This window comes from Nonomuraea sp. NPDC048901, from assembly GCF_040649695.1.
Lineage (GTDB): Bacteria > Actinomycetota > Actinomycetes > Streptosporangiales > Streptosporangiaceae > Nonomuraea.
The window spans coordinates 499,641-513,672 of sequence record NZ_JBEZFW010000005.1 but is presented as its reverse complement, the minus strand read 5'-3'; the positions used below and the strand labels follow the sequence as shown (position 1 = coordinate 513,672).

Below are 14,032 nucleotides of genomic sequence, written 5' to 3'. Positions count from 1 at the left end.
TGACGCATGACCACACCCACCCTCGACGACCTCCAGCCCGGCCGTCTCGTCTACATCCCCGCCGGCGCCTCCCCACAGCGCGCCCGCCCCCTAGCCATGTGCCTCCGCGATGCCGGCCCCAGCGACTACCCGCCTGGCGACATCTGGCTGGCCGGCCAGATCCTCCGCGCCGACGGCTCCAACCCTCCCCAGTACCGCACCACCGCGATCAACGCCACCCTGGCCAAGATCACCATCGCCTCGCCCGGCATCCGCCGCTGCGTCGCCACCGGCTGCCCCAACTCGTACGACACCATTGCGACGTACGAGACCGGAGAACTGGAGCCCGGCTGGAGCATGCTCCAGAGAGGGCACCTCAGCGGCGCCAACCTCTGCCCGCAGCACGCCCTCACCGTCATCCCAGACGGCACCACTTTCCTCCACGCACCCGATGCCATGGACCGCGAGACCGGCAACATCACCTGCACCTGTGGAACCCTCATCCGCCCCGCCACGGCGTCCAAGACCATCCACGTGGTCCAAGCAGCCTGCGTACTCGCCTACGGCGCCCACATCGCCACCATGACCCCACGAAGACTTTCATGACCCCCAGAACGAGAAACCCCTTTGCTCGGGCCAGGCAGCGGGCCGACACTCCCTTCTGGGGCCCCCTGACGGACATCCGCCGCCTGATCGACAAGCGCGACATCGTCAGCGGAACCAGCATGAACGCTCTGCTCTACGTCCTCGCAGAGGTGTAGCCCCGGTCCAGGTCACGGTCCGGTTCTCTTCAGGCCGGGCTTGGGCGTGGGTTCGGTCAGACCGGCTGAGGCTGGGATTCTTCCACGGGTGCCTTGGTGTGCCTGCGTACGGCACGGTAGGCAGCGATCACCGCCCAGAGCTGGCCCAGCCCCACGAGTGCGTGCAGACCGTACACGAACAGGCTGGCCAACGGCGTGTCGTCCGCGGTCGCGCCCGCGAGGCCGGCCAGCGGGAAGACGACCAGCATCTGGACCGCGGTGAGCACCAGGGGAGCGGCGCACAGCGCGACCAGCTTGCCGGGCACCTTCGCCAGCGCCGCGACGACGGTGGCCACCACGGAGACGGCCGGGATGACGAACAGGCCGTTCCCGGCGTGCAGGCCGATCGCCGCGGCCTCCGAGCCTGTGGGGCGCGGCATCTGGAACGCGCCGAACGTGGCCAGGTAGAACTGCAGGATCACCACGACGATCTGTGCGACGGCGCACCCGACCAGGGCTCTACGCATGTCGGCCTCCTCAGGGGGACAGGTTGCCCCGAGTGTGCTCGGCGAGCGTGCGCCGGATAACCCCTATCCGGCCCCTGTGATCGTCGGACGCGGGGGCGGCTCGTCTCCAGCCCATGCTCGTACGAGGGCCGCCCGTCGGTCAGGACGCTCTTGAAGTGCTGGACCACGGCCATGAGCCGCTACCTGAATCGTCGGCAGTGCTCCGGCTTCAGGTCGAGGATGAAGCCGACCAGCCCGCATAGCGGGGCGGGAACAGCCGATTCGCCGCCAGGCGAAACGGCGTCCACCCAGCTCAGATGGGCCGGTTTTGCTGCTCGATGTACTGGCGCAGGACACTGATCGGAGCGCCGCCCACCGATCCGGCGAAGTAGGAGCCCGACCACAGCTTGTTCGCCCGATAGTAATGGCGGGCCAGGTCGGGAAACTCCTGACGCATCCGGCGCGAGGACACGCCCTTGAGGCTGTTGACCAGCTTGGACAACGCCACCTTGGGAGGGAAGCCGACCAGCAGGTGGACGTGATTGTCCTCGCCGTTGAACTCGCGTAGCTCGGTTTCGAAGTCGACGCACACGGATCGCATGATCTCCTCCAGCCGGGTCAGGTGGGTCCCGGCGAACACCCGATGCCGGAACTTCGTGACGAAAACCAAGTGGGCATGGAGGACGAAAACGCAATGCCTGCCGGTCCTGATATCGCTGTTCTCGGCCATAACCCAACTGTAGGATGATCGCGTACAGTTGCGGTACTCCTTCCGGATCGACCCGACCCCGGGCCAGCGCATCGCGCTCGCACGGGCGTTCGGGTGCGCCCGGGTGGTTTTCAACGACGCGGTCGCACTGCGCAATCACACCCACGAGCAGGGGCTGCCGTTCATCACCGACGCGGAACTGTCCCGCCTGGTGATCACCGAGGCGAAGAAGCGGCCGGATCGGGCGTGGCTGGGCGAGGTGTCGGCGGTGGTGCTGCAGCAGGCACTGGCCGACGCCTGCGCGGCGTTCCGGAACTTCTTCGCCTGTCTGGCCGGGACCCGCAAGGGGCCCAAGCTGGGGCCGCCGCGTTTCCGGTCGCGCAAGGATGCCCGGCAGGCGATCCGGTTCACCCGCAACGCCCGTTTCGTCATCACCGCGGTCGGCAGGCTGCGACTGCCGAAGATCGGCGAGGTGACGGTGCGCTGGTCGCGGTGCTTGCCGTCCGAGCCCTCCTCGGTCACCGTGATCAAGGATGCCGCCGGAAGATATTTCGCCTCGTTCGTGGTCGATGCCGCCCAGACCCCGTTGCCCGCGACCGAGGCCGAGACCGGGATCGATGTGGGCTTGAAGCATTTCGCGGTGCTGTCGGGCGGACGGAAGATCGACAGCCCGCGGTTCCTGCGCCGGGCGGAGAAGAACCTCAAGCGGGCGCACAAAGCCCTGTCGGGTAAGGAGAAAGGCAGCGCCAACCGGGCCAAGGCCCGCAGGAAAGTCGCCCGGCAGCATGTCAAGGTCGCCGACGCGCGCCGCGAGTTCCACCACCAGCTCTCCACGAAGCTGATCCGCGAAAACCAAGCGATCTATGTGGAGGATCTGGCGGTCAAGGGACTGGCGCGCACCAAGCTGGCCAAGAGCGTGCACGACGCGGGCTGGGCGCAGTTCGTCGGAATGCTGGAGTACAAGGCGAAGCTGTATCACCGGACATTCGTGAAGATCGGCAGGTACTTCCCCTCCACCAAGCTGTGCTCGGCCTGCGGGGCGATAGCCGAGGCGATGCCGCTGACGGTGCGGGAGTGGACCTGCGCCTGCGGGGTCACCCATGACCGGGATGTCAACGCCGAGATCAACATCCGCGCCGAAGGGCGCCGGATCGTCGCCGCTGGACGGAAACCCGTGCCTGAGATGGGCGGGAAGCGGAGACGGAAAACGCCTGCGGAGACTGGTAAGACCCCTCCGCCCGCTTCTCGCGGCGAGCGGAGGGGCACGGTCGATGAAACAGGAAGCCACAGAAGTGCCGCGTGAGGTCACGCGGCGCAGGCTGAATCCCCGACGTTCAAGCCGGGGAGCGCGTCAATTCTTGGCGGGCTGGCCGCCGCTCTTCCGCTTCTCCCGGATCTTCATCGACACGTCGATCGGCGACCCGGCGAAGCCGAACTCCTCGCGGATCCGGCGCTCGATGAAGCGCCGGTAGGTGTCCTCCAGCCAGCCCGAGGTGAACAGCACGAACTTGGGCGGCTCCACAGACGCCTGCGTGGCGAAGAGGATCTTCGGCTGCTTGCCACCCCGCACCGGCGGCGGCGTCTGGTGCACCAGCTCGGTCAGGAACGCGTTGAGCCTGGCCGTCGGCACCCGCGTCGACCACGATCCGAGCGCCTTCTCCAGCGCCGGGACGAGCCGGTCCATGTGGCGTCCGGTCTTGGCGGAGATGTTGACCCGCAGCGCCCACGGTGTGCGGACGAGCTGCCGGTCGATCTCCCTCTCCAGGTAGTAGCGGCGGTCCTCGTCGACCAGGTCCCACTTGTTGAACGCGACGACCATCGCCCGGCCCGACTCGATCACCAGGCCGATGATCCGCAGGTCCTGCTCAGTGAGCACCTCACTGGCGTCGATGAGGACGATCGCCACCTCGGAGCGTTCGAGGGCGGCTCGGGTGCGCATGGCGGCGTAGAAGTCGGCGCCCTGCAGCTCGCGGTCGCGCCGCCTGATGCCGGCGGTGTCGACGAAGCGCCAGGTCTTGCCGCCCAGCTCGATCAGCTCGTCGACCGGGTCGCGGGTGGTGCCCGCCATCGGGTCGACCAGCACCCGCTCCTCCCCCGCCAGCTTGTTGAGCAGCGAGGACTTACCGACGTTGGGCTTGCCGAGCAGCGCCACCCGGTAGGGGCCGCGCTCGGCGTCGAACCGCAGCTCCGGCGTCTCCGGCAGCGCGTCGAGGATCACGTCGAGCAGGTCGCCGCTGGAGCGGCCGTGCAGGGCCGAGACCGGCTGCGGCTCGCCGAGGCCGAGCGCCCAGAGCGCGGCGGCCTCCAGCTCCACCTGCTGGTTGTCGACCTTGTTGGCGGCCAGGATGACCGGCTTGCCCGACTGGCGGAGCACCGAGCCGACCGTCTCGTCGGCGTCGGTCGCGCCCACGGTGGCGTCGACGACGAACACGATCACGTCGGCCAGCTCGACCGCTACCCGCGCCTGGTCGGCGATGCGCAGGTTCATCCCGGTGGCCTCGGGGTCCCAGCCGCCGGTGTCGACGACCGTGAAGCGGCGCCCGCGCCAGTTGGCGTCGTAGGTGACGCGGTCACGGGTGACGCCCGGCACGTCTTCGACGACCGCCTCGCGGCGGCCGATGATGCGGTTGACCAGCGTGGACTTGCCTACGTTCGGGCGACCGACGATGGCCACGACCGGCACCGGGCCGCTGTCGGCGACGTCGTCGGATACTGCGAGATCGTCGAGTTCAGCCTCGACCCAATCCCCCGTTGACACGATTTTTCATCCTTTGTGAGTACCGCACCCTTGTCAGGTGCGCTCCTTGATCAGACTCAGCACCTCGCCGATGACCTCTTCGAGGGTCAGCGGCGTGGTGTCGAGCTCGACGGCGCCATCCGCCATCGAGAGTGGATCCGTCTTGCGAGTGGAGTCGAGGGTGTCACGCTTGGCCATCGCGGCCTGCTGCGCCTCCACCGTGGTGCCGCTCAGCTCCGCCGTACGGCGCAGGGCACGGGCCTCGGCGCTGGCCGTCAGATAGACCTTGACGGTCGCGTCGGGGGCGACCACGCTGCCGATGTCGCGGCCCTCGACCACGATGTCGCCGACGCCGATGATCTCCCGCTGCAGGTGCACGAGACGCGCGCGCACCTCGGGCACCGCCGCCACGACGGAGACCGCCCCGGTGACCTCGGCCTCCCGGATCGGCCCGGCCACGTCGACACCGCCGACGTGGATGGACGGACCGTCGGGGTCGGTGCCGCAGACGATCTCGGGCTCGCCCGCGCGGGCCGCGACAGCGGCGGGATCGGCCAGGTCGACGCCCTGCTGGAGCATCCACCAGGTCATCGCCCGGTACATCGCCCCGGTGTCCAGGTAGCGCAGCCCGAGTGCGCGAGCGACTCCACGCGACACGCTCGACTTGCCCGACCCCGCGGGACCGTCCATGGCGACGACCAGACCGGTCACGGCCTCTCCCTCTTCACGTTTCCCCACCGCACGTTTTCTCCAACCTGAAGAGGCTACCGCCTCGCACGCATGCCCTACGCCCAGCTGGACAATCCGGCGTCCGCCGCGACCTCCTGCCCGACCACAGTCCCCATACCGCGCTCGACCATCCGCCGACCACGGTCCCCATACCGCGCACTTGGCCGGATACCGTTCCAACGCGGTCGATCAGGCGCTCGTCAAGCCCTGACACACGCCACCCGCCATCACTTGAGGCCGGCCGTCAGCCGGAACAGGCCGACCGGCACCAACCCGTGCTTGAGCAAGCGGTAGGTGGGCAACGGGCTGCCGCTCACCGTCTCCTTGTAGACGATGGCCCACCTCCCCTTCAGGTACGCCCTGCGCGGCGTGTCGTCGGGGTGGGTGAACTGGATGACGGCGTCCCGGCGCCCCAAGCTGAGGGGCTGATGAACGTACCCGAACCGGAACGCCTTCACCGGACGGCCGCGCAGCCCGTCGGCGAGCGCGTCGGCCGCGTGCAGGCCCGTCGGGATGCCGCCCTGGCAGGTCCCGTGCATGACGCCGTACGGCTGGCGCACCGCGGCGGCGTCGCCCACCGCGTAGACGTCCGGGTGCGACACCGAGCGGAGCGCGGCGTCGACCACGATCCTGCCCCGCCCGTCCACCGTCAGCCCCGCCTCGGCGGCCAGAGGCAGGCCCCTGGTGCCGGCGGTCCAGAGCGTCGCGTCGGAGTGGACCAGCTCGCCCCCGGCCAGCTCGACGGCGTCCGGCAGCACCTTGGTGGCCTCGGCACCGTCGCGTACCTGGATGCCGAGCCGGTCCATCGCCCGCTCGACGTAGGCGCGGGCCTTCTCACCCATCATCGAGCCAGGACGGCCCCGGCTGAGCAGGACGACGCGCAGGCTGGGGTGCGCTTCGGCGAGCTCGGTGGCCGACTCGACGCCGGTCAGACCGCCACCGGCCACGACGACCGTCCCCTGGTCGAGCTCACTGAGCCGTCGCGCGAGCTGTACGGCCTGGTCGTGGTCGTCATAGACGTAGGCGTGCTCGGCCACGCCGGGGGTCGAGGCGTCGGTGACGGTGCCGAGGGCGTAGATCAGCTTGTCGTACGCGATCACGCGCCGGGTGTCCGCGCCGTTGACGGTGACCTCGTGCCGTTCGGGGTCGAGGGCGCTCACACGACCCAGGACGAGGTCGATGCCCGTGCCGGCGATGATGTCGGCGACCGCGTGGTCCGGCAGCCGTTCGCCCGCGGCGGTCTGGTGCAGCCGCAGCCGCTCCGTGAACCGTGGTGAGGCGCTGACCAGCGTCACCTTGCCGCCGTGGCGGCGCGTCCGGGTGGCGGCCCTGATCGCGGCCGCGATGCCTGTGTAGCCGGCGCCCAGAATCAGAATGTTCGTCATGTCCCTGGCTCCTTGCGAACTCCGATGGGATTCCGCACTGAAGACGGAGCGAGCCGCCAGGGATGTGACACCGGCGCCGTTCTTCCACACCCCCAAAGGCGGTGTACCCCCAGGGATCTCCGCCCCGACGGACTGTCCGGTCCGCGCGAGTATCCCGGACGACTCGCTCAGGAGCGGGCCCGAGCGCTGTGTCCGATGCAACACGGGTGGCGCACGGGCCTACTGGTTCTCGTCGTCTTTGGTGGATGACCCGCCTGGGGATGCTGCGAAGTCAAGCCGTCCAGCCACGTAGCGCGGCGGGGATCGTCGAGCGGAACGTGGTCTCGGCCGTGGCGGTGTCGAGGGCCCCGGCCAATTCGAGAGTCACCAGCCCGTGCAGGGTCACCCAGAGTGAGAGCGCGATGGAGGTCGCGTCGCCCGAGAGCGCGGAGGCCGACAGGGCGCGATCTATCGCCTCGATGAGCGGCCTGACGGGATCGCCGACCCCCACGTCACCGGATGGGTCGAAGCTCTGCACACCGCCGAACAACACCGTGTAGAGATGGCGGTGCTCGAGTCCCCACCGCCGGTAGGCGACCGCGAGCGCGTAGAGGTCGGCGAGGGGGTCATCGGAGACCGCCACCGCCGACAGGTCCTGGGACAGCCCGGCGACCGCTCTGCCGCGCACTTCGGCGATCAGCCCGTCCTTGCCGTCGAACAGCGAGTAGACGGCGGCGGTCGCGGTCCCGGCGGCAGCGGCCAGGGCGCGGATGGTGATCGATTCCCGTGGACGGGTCGCGAACATCTGGGTCGCGGACTCGATGAGGCGCTCCTTCACGGTGTCGTCGTTGGTTCTCGGTCTTCCCACGACGACCAGCCTAGCCGAGCTGGTAGCGTTTCCAAACGCCGTTCCGGAACAACGTTTGGAAACCGTCGATGCCTCTAACCGTCCCCCTCCGCCTCATCGGCCGCCTGATCCTCGCCGTGCTCGCCGTCGTCGGGCTGGCCGGGCTGTTCCTCGCCCTCATCGTTCTGACGGATGGCGCCCGCGCGGGGCTCGCCGCCTGGCTGACCGCCTTTGGCGCCGGAGTCATCGCCGCACTGTGGCGAGGCCGCGGCCGTACCTGGCCGGGTCGGCTGCGGCCCTTCGCACCAGTGATCGTCGCCGCCGCCCTCACGGCGTCGGTCTGCATCCCCACCGCCCCCACGACCCGGCAGTACCCGCCCGACCTGTCATTCGTCGCGACGAGACACTGGAGCCTGAGCACGGGCAGCCGGGTCGCCGTCTACCACTATCCCCCCGTCGCCGACGTCCCCCGGCACCCCACGCCGCTCGTGTACCTCCACGGAGGGCCCGTCCGCAACATCTCCGTGCTCGACCACCGATTCCTTCGAAGCCTGGCCGGACAGGGCTACGACGTGTACGCCTACGAGCAGCCCGGCGGCGGACGGAGCGACCTGCTGCCCATGGAGCAGTACACGATCTCCAGGTCCGTACGTGACCTCGCCGCCTTCATCGATCGCCTGGACAAGGGCCCGGTCGACGTCCTCGGATTCTCCGCCGGCGCGGTCGTGCTCACCCGGGCCCTGGCCACCGCGGACGTCGCCGTCCACGTGCACCGGGCGATCATCGCCGAGCCCGGCCCCATGGACGGCCCCACCACGCTGATCAGCGGGCAACAGGGACGACCGTCCGCGCGCGGCCTCGCTCCGGCCACGGCCGGACCCCGGGCGACGCGCGTCCCCCGGTACGCCGTCGCGCTCGGCCTCATCCAACTCGGGCTCCTCCCGCCCGACACCGGCCTGATCACGCAGGCCGAAGGCGTCAACGCCTTCACGGCCGCCGATCTCGGCAGCGACACCGCCTCCGCCTACTGCGCGCAGGACGCCGGCCGCATCCCTGCCGAGGACACCGCGGAGAACTTCTCCTTCAGCGCCGCCGCGAGCCTCCGCATCATGCAGACGATCAAGGACTCACCCTCCATCGCCTCCGAGCTGAAACGCTCCCGCACCCCCGCGATGCTGATGATCGCCGAATGCTCGTCACAGGTACGCCAATGGGCTACCGCCATCCTTGCCGCCGACCCCGCCATCGAGCGAACCCAGTACATGCCCGGTGTCGGACACCACATGTGGAACGGCCTCAACGACAACAACGAACGCGCCGCCGCCGTCATCACGGCGTTCCTCCAGAGCCAGCCGCCGCCCCTGCGGAACCACCCGGCCCGCCCCGACATCTCCGCCTTCCTCCGCGACCACAAGTGAAGTCCGCACCCGCAGGGTGGCCTCACACTCGGTGATGCGGGTCCATGGCAGGCAGGCGGCCGGCCCGGCCCGCCTGTCGTCCGGTGGACGCAGGCTCAGACGCAGCCTCTCCGCTTCAAGGACCTCGACGTCGACGACATCCAGATGTCGGGCCCGCAAGCCGGCTGCGCCTGTACGGCAAGGGCAGACGGCTGAGCACCCGCGCCGCAGGCGGCATCATGGCCGAGATCACCCAGACAGCCGGGCTGGACGATCCCACCACGGCACACGTCCTGCGCCACACGCTTGCCACCACGCGGGTCCGCGGCAAGACCGACCGGTCTTGGTCGCCGAGATCCTTGGCCACGCCCGCCTGGAGACCACCCGCCGATACAGCTTGCCCTCCGACAAGGACAAGGAGGACGCCCTCAATCGGGTTCACATCGTTGGGGCGGTCGAAGCTGCTGCCGGACCCACCGCAGCCACCGCGCCGACGACGTCGCTGACGCTGTGCTGGAACTGCACGGAGGTGTGGGACTCGATCAGCCGGCCACAGGGAACGAGACGGTCGTGTGACGACCCACCCGGGGAACCCTTGTGATCACCGCTTTAGGGGACTTGCCAGCCCCGCTCGTGCAGCGCCTTGGTGAGGACGGCCGCCGCGTCCGGCTGCACGGAGACCTCGGCGATGCCCAGAGGCAGGCCGGGAGCGTGCTCCAGGCGTACGTCCTCGACGTTGACCCCGACCTCGTCGCAGATCTGGAAGAGCCTGGCCAGCTGACCGGGGCGGTCGCCGACGACGACCTGGACCACCACGTACGCCGGCGCGGGGCCCCCGTGCTTGCCCGGGATGCGGCCGTGACCGGCCACGCCGCGCTTGAGCAGCTGGGTGAGCTCCTGCGTGACCGTGCCGTCGCCGTCGGCCAGCGCGCGGAGCGCCGTAGCGGCCTCGGCCAGGTCGCGGGAGATGGCCTCCAGCACCTCGGCCACCGGCGTCGCGTTGCCCGACAGGATGCCGAGCCAGAGGCCCGGGTCGCTGCCCGCGATCCTGGTGACGTCGCGTACGCCCTGCCCGGCCAGGCCGAGCGCGATGTCGGACGCGTCCGCCAGCCGGGCCGCGACCGCCGACGCGGTGACGTGGGGCGCGTGGGAGACTACGGCCACGGCCTGGTCGTGCTCGGCGGCGTCCACTTCGACGGGGTTGCCGCCGCAGAGCTCCACCAGCCGCAGCACGGCCGCTCTGGCCTCCGGCGTGGCGTCGGAGGTGGGGCACAGCGCCCATGGGCGGCCCAGGAACAGCTCGGCCCTGGCGGCTCCGGGGCCCGACTTCTCGCGTCCGGCCAGGGGATGGGAGGCGACGTAGGTGGACATGTCGCAGCCCAGCTGGGCGGCCCGCTCGATGGGCTCCACCTTGACGCTGGCCACGTCGGTGTAGAACGTGGCCGTGCCATTGCGCTGCAGCGCCAGCAGCTCACCGGCGACGTGCGCGGGCGGCACCGCGAGCACCGCGAGATCGATCGTCTCCCCGGACCCACCCGAGCCGGACCCACCCGAGCCGGACTCACCCGAGGCCGAAGCGGCTTCCGGCTGCCACTCCTCGCCCGCACCGAGCTCCCGGGCCAGCCGTACCGCTCCCTGGTCGTGGTCGGCGAGCAGCACGCGTAGCCCGCGCTCGCGCAGCGCCAGCGCTATGGAGGTGCCGATGAGACCGGTGCCGACTACCAGCACGGTGCGGAGTTCGGAGGCCATGTAGATGTCCTGATTTATCTGGCGTCGGAGTTGCTCGGTCGGGTGACAGGAAGCGGATGAGCCGGTCGTTACTGGGCGATGTCCTGGCGGAGCGCGACGGCGCCGCGCAAATAGACGTGCTGGATGTCGGAGCGCGGCCGGTCCGTCTCCACGTGGGCCATCAGGCGTACGACCCTGGGCAGCGCGCCCGGCACGTCGATCTCGGTGCAGCAGATCAGCGGCACGTCGTGGAAGCCCAGCTTCCGCGCCGCCAGCGCCGGGAACTCCGCCGTCAGATCGGGAGACGCCGTGAACAGCACGCTGATCACATCGTCGGTGGTCAGCTTGTTGCGCCCCATCATCTCGCTGACCAGCTCGGTGGTCGCCTCGATGATCGCCCCACGGTCGTTGGCGTCCACCTGGATCGCCCCGCGGATCGCCCGCACCATGTGATTACACCCCTCTATAGCGGTGAAGCCCGTGCGGAGGTTCGCACGGGCTCCTGCGTTCCCGCCAGATTACAGCTTCGGCGTTACAGTTTCACAGCGGCGTAAAGCTCGCCGACCTCCTTCAGGGACAGCGCCCTGACGGTGCCCGCCTTGGTACGGCCCAGCTTGACCGGCCCGAACTCGATCCTGGCCAGGTCGATGACGCGATGACCCGCCTCTTCGAGCAGCCGCCGGACGATGTGATTGCGGCCTTCGTGCAGAACGACCTCGACCAGCGCCTGCTGGCCGTGCTCCTGCACGATCGAGAAGGAGTCGATCTTCGCGAGGCCGTCTTCCAGCTCGATGCCCTGCTTGAGCCGACGGCTCAGATCACGCGGGATCGGGCCCGGGACCTTCGCCCAGTACTTCTTCTGCACCCCATAGCTCGGGTGAGTCAGCCGGTTGGCCAACTCGCCGTCGTTGGTGAGCAGCAGCAGCCCCTCGGTCTCGGTGTCGAGCCTGCCCACGTGGAACAGCCTCGGCGCGAGCTCCTCCACATAGTCGGCCAGGCACGGCCGGCCCTGCGGGTCGTCCATGGTGGACACGACGCCGATGGGCTTGTTCAGGGCGTAGTAGACCAGGTCGGGGGCGGTCGGGATGCGCTTGCCGTCTACGTGGATGACCTGCGCCGCCGGGTCCACCTTGGCCCCGAACCTCCGTACGACCTGCCCGTTCACGGTGACGCGGCCGTCGCCGATCATCTCCTCGCAGGCGCGACGGCTGGCCACGCCCGCCTGGGCGAGCACCTTCTGCAGCCGTACGCCGCCGGGCACCTCGGTGGTGTCGCGCTCGTCGGTGTAGCCGTCGGGGAAGAAGTTGCGGTCCCGCATGGGCTGGCGAGCGGTCTTGAACCGGTCGCGCGGCGCACCGGTGGCCGCCCCGTCCCGTCCGCCGGACGTACGCCCGCCGCCGATGGTCTGAACATCGTCGCGCCTGGGGGTACGGGCCGGGCGGCCGGCGTCGCGGCGCGAGCCGGCGTCGTCACGCCGCCCGAAGCGGGCACGAGTGGACTCTCCACGGCCGCTGCCGGTCCGCGGGGACTCTCCGCGGCTGTAGCCGCTCCTCGGGGACTCGGTACGGGAACCGCCGTCCCTGCGGCCACCACGGTCGGCCCGGAAGCCGCCACGATCCTCCGTGCGCTCGGGACGCGATCCGCCCCGATCGTCACGACGGTCACCCTGGTAACCGCCCCGGTCGTCACGACGCTCGGAACGGAAACCGCCACGGTCGTCACGACGGTCGGAGCGGAAGCCACCCCGATCGTCACTACGGTCGGAACGGAAACCGCCGCGGTCATCGCGGCGCTGGGAACGGAAGCCACCGCGATCGTCGCGGCCCGCGCCCTGGAAGCCGCCACGGTCGTCTCGGCGCTGGGGACGGTAGCCGCCACCCTCCCGAGGGCCGGAGCCGCCGCGGTCGGAGCGGTATCCACCGCGCTCGCCACCGGAGGACGAGCCGTAGCCACCGCGCTCGCCACGGGACGACCCGCCGTAGCCACGGTCGCCGCGCGACTGCGCGCCATATCCACCGCGGTCGCCGCCGCGCGTTGACGAAGAGCCGCCGCGGGACTGCGAGTAGCCGCCCCGGTCGCCACGGGACTGCGAGTAGCCGCCGCGGTCGCTGCCGGTCGCCGGACGGTCGTCGTCGCGGGAGGGGGAGCGGTCGTCACGGTACGTACGCTCGCGGGATGAACGGTCGTCACGGGACGAGCGGTCGTAGCCGCCACGGTCGCCCGTTGAGCTGGAACGGTTGTAGCCGCCCCGGTCGCCCGCCGAGCCGGAGCGGTCGCGGGAGTCGCCGGAGGTGGGCCTGCCGTACCGGGCGCGGGAACCGCCACGGTCGGCGCGGAGCGAGTCGCGGCCGGAGCCCAGCTCGCTTCCGGAGTCGCGGCTGTAGCCGCGGTCACTGTCATCGCGGCGGGGTCCGCCGCGGGAATCGTCTCGGTGGGAACCGCCACGGAACCCCTCACGGCGGGAGCCGCCGCGCGAGTCGTCCGAACGGAAGGCGGGACGGCCGCCACGGCTCGCGCCGCCGGTGCGTCCACGACCGCGTCCATCACCGGACGGGGTGCTGCGCCTGTTGATCACTTTGTATTCTCCTCGAGGTTTTCCACGTCGTCGGGGAGGAAGGGCGCGAGCTCGGGGAGCTCGCCGATGTCCTTCAGTCCCAGGCGTTCAAGGAAGTATGAACTTGTCCGGTAGAGCACTGCCTGGCTCTCCGGGTCGGTGCCGGCCTCTTCGACCAGGCCCCTGGCGACGAGCGTCCGCATGACGCCGTCGCTGTTGACGCCGCGGACCGCGGCGACTCGTGCGCGGCTCACCGGTTGCCGGTAGGCGACGACCGCGAGGGTTTCCAGCGCGGCCTGGGTGAGCCGGGTCTGCTGGCCGTCGCGGACGAACCGCTCGACCAGCGCGGCGCAGTCGGCTCGCGTGTAGAACCGCCAACCGCCTGCCACTTCTCTCAGATCGAAACCCCGTCCGGCTTGGGTGTATTCCGCGGCCAAGGTCCGGAGTGCGGTGCTCACCTCGTGGGTGGGCCGTTCGAGCACCTGCGCCAGGGTCACTTCGGGGACGGGCTCGTCCACGACCATCAGGATGGCTTCAAGCGCCGCCCCGAGCGTCGGGCCGCCGCCCTGCGGGTCGCTCTCGGCGGGTTCATCGGGTATGTCGTCCATGCCGACCGGCTCGGATACCTCCGCACCGGTCGGTACGAGGGACGCGTCCCAGAGCTCATCGTCCACATCCGGCTCGACCACATCCGGCTCGGCGGACGGCCCCGCGAGCCGGTCGTCCAGCTGAGGCGACAGGA

Annotated in this window: 14 protein-coding genes; 4 read left to right on the top strand and 10 right to left on the bottom strand. The window is 70.1% G+C overall.

The window, feature by feature from the left end; genetic code table 11:
- Positions 1-6: 6 nt before the first annotated feature.
- Both AB0C30_RS19970 and AB0C30_RS19965 read left to right on the top strand, forming a co-directional pair.
- Complete coding sequence (locus AB0C30_RS19970; RefSeq protein WP_357945713.1) at positions 7-585, top strand: hypothetical protein; 579 nt, start codon at positions 7-9, stop codon at positions 583-585.
- Complete coding sequence (locus tag AB0C30_RS19965) at positions 582-740, top strand: hypothetical protein (protein ID WP_357945712.1); 159 nt, start codon at positions 582-584, stop codon at positions 738-740. The genes AB0C30_RS19970 and AB0C30_RS19965 overlap by 4 nt, the downstream gene beginning before the upstream one ends.
- 56 nt (positions 741-796) lie before the next feature.
- Here the strand turns inward: AB0C30_RS19965 and AB0C30_RS19960 are convergent, their stop codons facing one another.
- Entirely contained in the window at positions 797-1,246 is a 450-nt protein-coding gene (locus tag AB0C30_RS19960) for a hypothetical protein (protein WP_357945710.1), read from the bottom strand.
- 292 nt (positions 1,247-1,538) lie between these two features.
- The gene (tnpA, locus tag AB0C30_RS19955; RefSeq protein ID WP_357945707.1) at positions 1,539-1,955 is read right to left on the bottom strand and encodes an IS200/IS605 family transposase; all 417 of its coding nucleotides are present in this window, start codon (positions 1,953-1,955) and stop codon (positions 1,539-1,541) included.
- 28 nt (positions 1,956-1,983) lie between these two features.
- On the opposite strand from tnpA, the gene AB0C30_RS19950 reads away from it, so the two are divergent.
- The gene (locus AB0C30_RS19950) at positions 1,984-3,237 is read left to right on the top strand and encodes a transposase (RefSeq protein WP_357945704.1); all 1,254 of its coding nucleotides are present in this window, start codon (positions 1,984-1,986) and stop codon (positions 3,235-3,237) included.
- A gap of 48 nt (positions 3,238-3,285) precedes the next feature.
- Here the strand turns inward: AB0C30_RS19950 and der are convergent, their stop codons facing one another.
- From der to AB0C30_RS19930, 4 genes are all read right to left on the bottom strand, one after another.
- Positions 3,286-4,692 carry a ribosome biogenesis GTPase Der gene (gene der / locus AB0C30_RS19945; RefSeq protein ID WP_357945701.1) on the bottom strand — a complete coding sequence of 469 codons (1,407 nt, stop codon included), beginning with the start codon at positions 4,690-4,692 and terminating at the stop codon, positions 3,286-3,288.
- Positions 4,693-4,725: 33 nt separating this feature from the next.
- Positions 4,726-5,382, bottom strand: a complete 657-nt coding sequence (gene cmk / locus AB0C30_RS19940) for a (d)CMP kinase (RefSeq protein ID WP_357945698.1) — start codon at positions 5,380-5,382, stop codon at positions 4,726-4,728.
- A gap of 245 nt (positions 5,383-5,627) precedes the next feature.
- Positions 5,628-6,785, bottom strand: a complete 1,158-nt coding sequence (locus tag AB0C30_RS19935) for an FAD-dependent oxidoreductase (protein WP_357945695.1) — start codon at positions 6,783-6,785, stop codon at positions 5,628-5,630.
- 271 nt (positions 6,786-7,056) lie between these two features.
- Positions 7,057-7,632 (bottom strand): WHG domain-containing protein, encoded by a 576-nt coding sequence (locus AB0C30_RS19930; RefSeq protein ID WP_357945693.1) that lies wholly within the window; start codon positions 7,630-7,632, stop codon positions 7,057-7,059.
- A gap of 68 nt (positions 7,633-7,700) precedes the next feature.
- Here AB0C30_RS19930 and AB0C30_RS19925 point away from each other — a divergent pair, with 68 nt between their 5' ends.
- Positions 7,701-9,029: an alpha/beta fold hydrolase gene (locus AB0C30_RS19925; RefSeq protein WP_357945690.1), complete on the top strand. Its 1,329-nt coding sequence runs from the start codon at positions 7,701-7,703 to the stop codon at positions 9,027-9,029.
- Between the two features lie 588 nt (positions 9,030-9,617).
- Here AB0C30_RS19925 and AB0C30_RS19920 read toward each other — a convergent pair.
- The 4 genes from AB0C30_RS19920 to scpB form a co-directional block, all read right to left on the bottom strand.
- Complete coding sequence (locus AB0C30_RS19920) at positions 9,618-10,757, bottom strand: prephenate dehydrogenase (protein WP_357945687.1); 1,140 nt, start codon at positions 10,755-10,757, stop codon at positions 9,618-9,620.
- Between the two features lie 68 nt (positions 10,758-10,825).
- The gene (aroH, locus tag AB0C30_RS19915) at positions 10,826-11,185 is read right to left on the bottom strand and encodes a chorismate mutase (protein WP_357639298.1); all 360 of its coding nucleotides are present in this window, start codon (positions 11,183-11,185) and stop codon (positions 10,826-10,828) included.
- Positions 11,186-11,268: 83 nt separating this feature from the next.
- A complete protein-coding gene (locus AB0C30_RS19910) occupies positions 11,269-13,311 on the bottom strand; it encodes a pseudouridine synthase (protein WP_357945684.1) in 2,043 nt (680 codons plus the stop codon).
- Positions 13,308-13,898 carry an SMC-Scp complex subunit ScpB gene (gene scpB, locus AB0C30_RS19905; protein ID WP_263655092.1) on the bottom strand — a complete coding sequence of 197 codons (591 nt, stop codon included), beginning with the start codon at positions 13,896-13,898 and terminating at the stop codon, positions 13,308-13,310. The genes AB0C30_RS19910 and scpB overlap by 4 nt, the downstream gene beginning before the upstream one ends.
- Positions 13,899-14,032 lie beyond the last annotated feature (134 nt).

What these genes read in the sequence shown, in the direction of transcription:
- tnpA (WP_357945707.1), bottom strand. Translation starts at nt 1,955, where the DNA reads ATGGCCGAGAACAGCGATATCAGGACCGGCAGGCATTGCGTTTTCGTC.
- AB0C30_RS19920 (WP_357945687.1), bottom strand. Translation starts at nt 10,757, where the DNA reads ATGGCCTCCGAACTCCGCACCGTGCTGGTAGTCGGCACCGGTCTCATC.
- AB0C30_RS19970 (WP_357945713.1), top strand. Translation starts at nt 7, where the DNA reads ATGACCACACCCACCCTCGACGACCTCCAGCCCGGCCGTCTCGTCTAC.
- aroH (WP_357639298.1), bottom strand. Translation starts at nt 11,185, where the DNA reads ATGGTGCGGGCGATCCGCGGGGCGATCCAGGTGGACGCCAACGACCGT.
- AB0C30_RS19965 (WP_357945712.1), top strand. Translation starts at nt 582, where the DNA reads ATGACCCCCAGAACGAGAAACCCCTTTGCTCGGGCCAGGCAGCGGGCC.
- AB0C30_RS19960 (WP_357945710.1), bottom strand. Translation starts at nt 1,246, where the DNA reads ATGCGTAGAGCCCTGGTCGGGTGCGCCGTCGCACAGATCGTCGTGGTG.
- AB0C30_RS19935 (WP_357945695.1), bottom strand. Translation starts at nt 6,785, where the DNA reads ATGACGAACATTCTGATTCTGGGCGCCGGCTACACAGGCATCGCGGCC.
- AB0C30_RS19925 (WP_357945690.1), top strand. Translation starts at nt 7,701, where the DNA reads ATGCCTCTAACCGTCCCCCTCCGCCTCATCGGCCGCCTGATCCTCGCC.
- scpB (WP_263655092.1), bottom strand. Translation starts at nt 13,898, where the DNA reads ATGGACGACATACCCGATGAACCCGCCGAGAGCGACCCGCAGGGCGGC.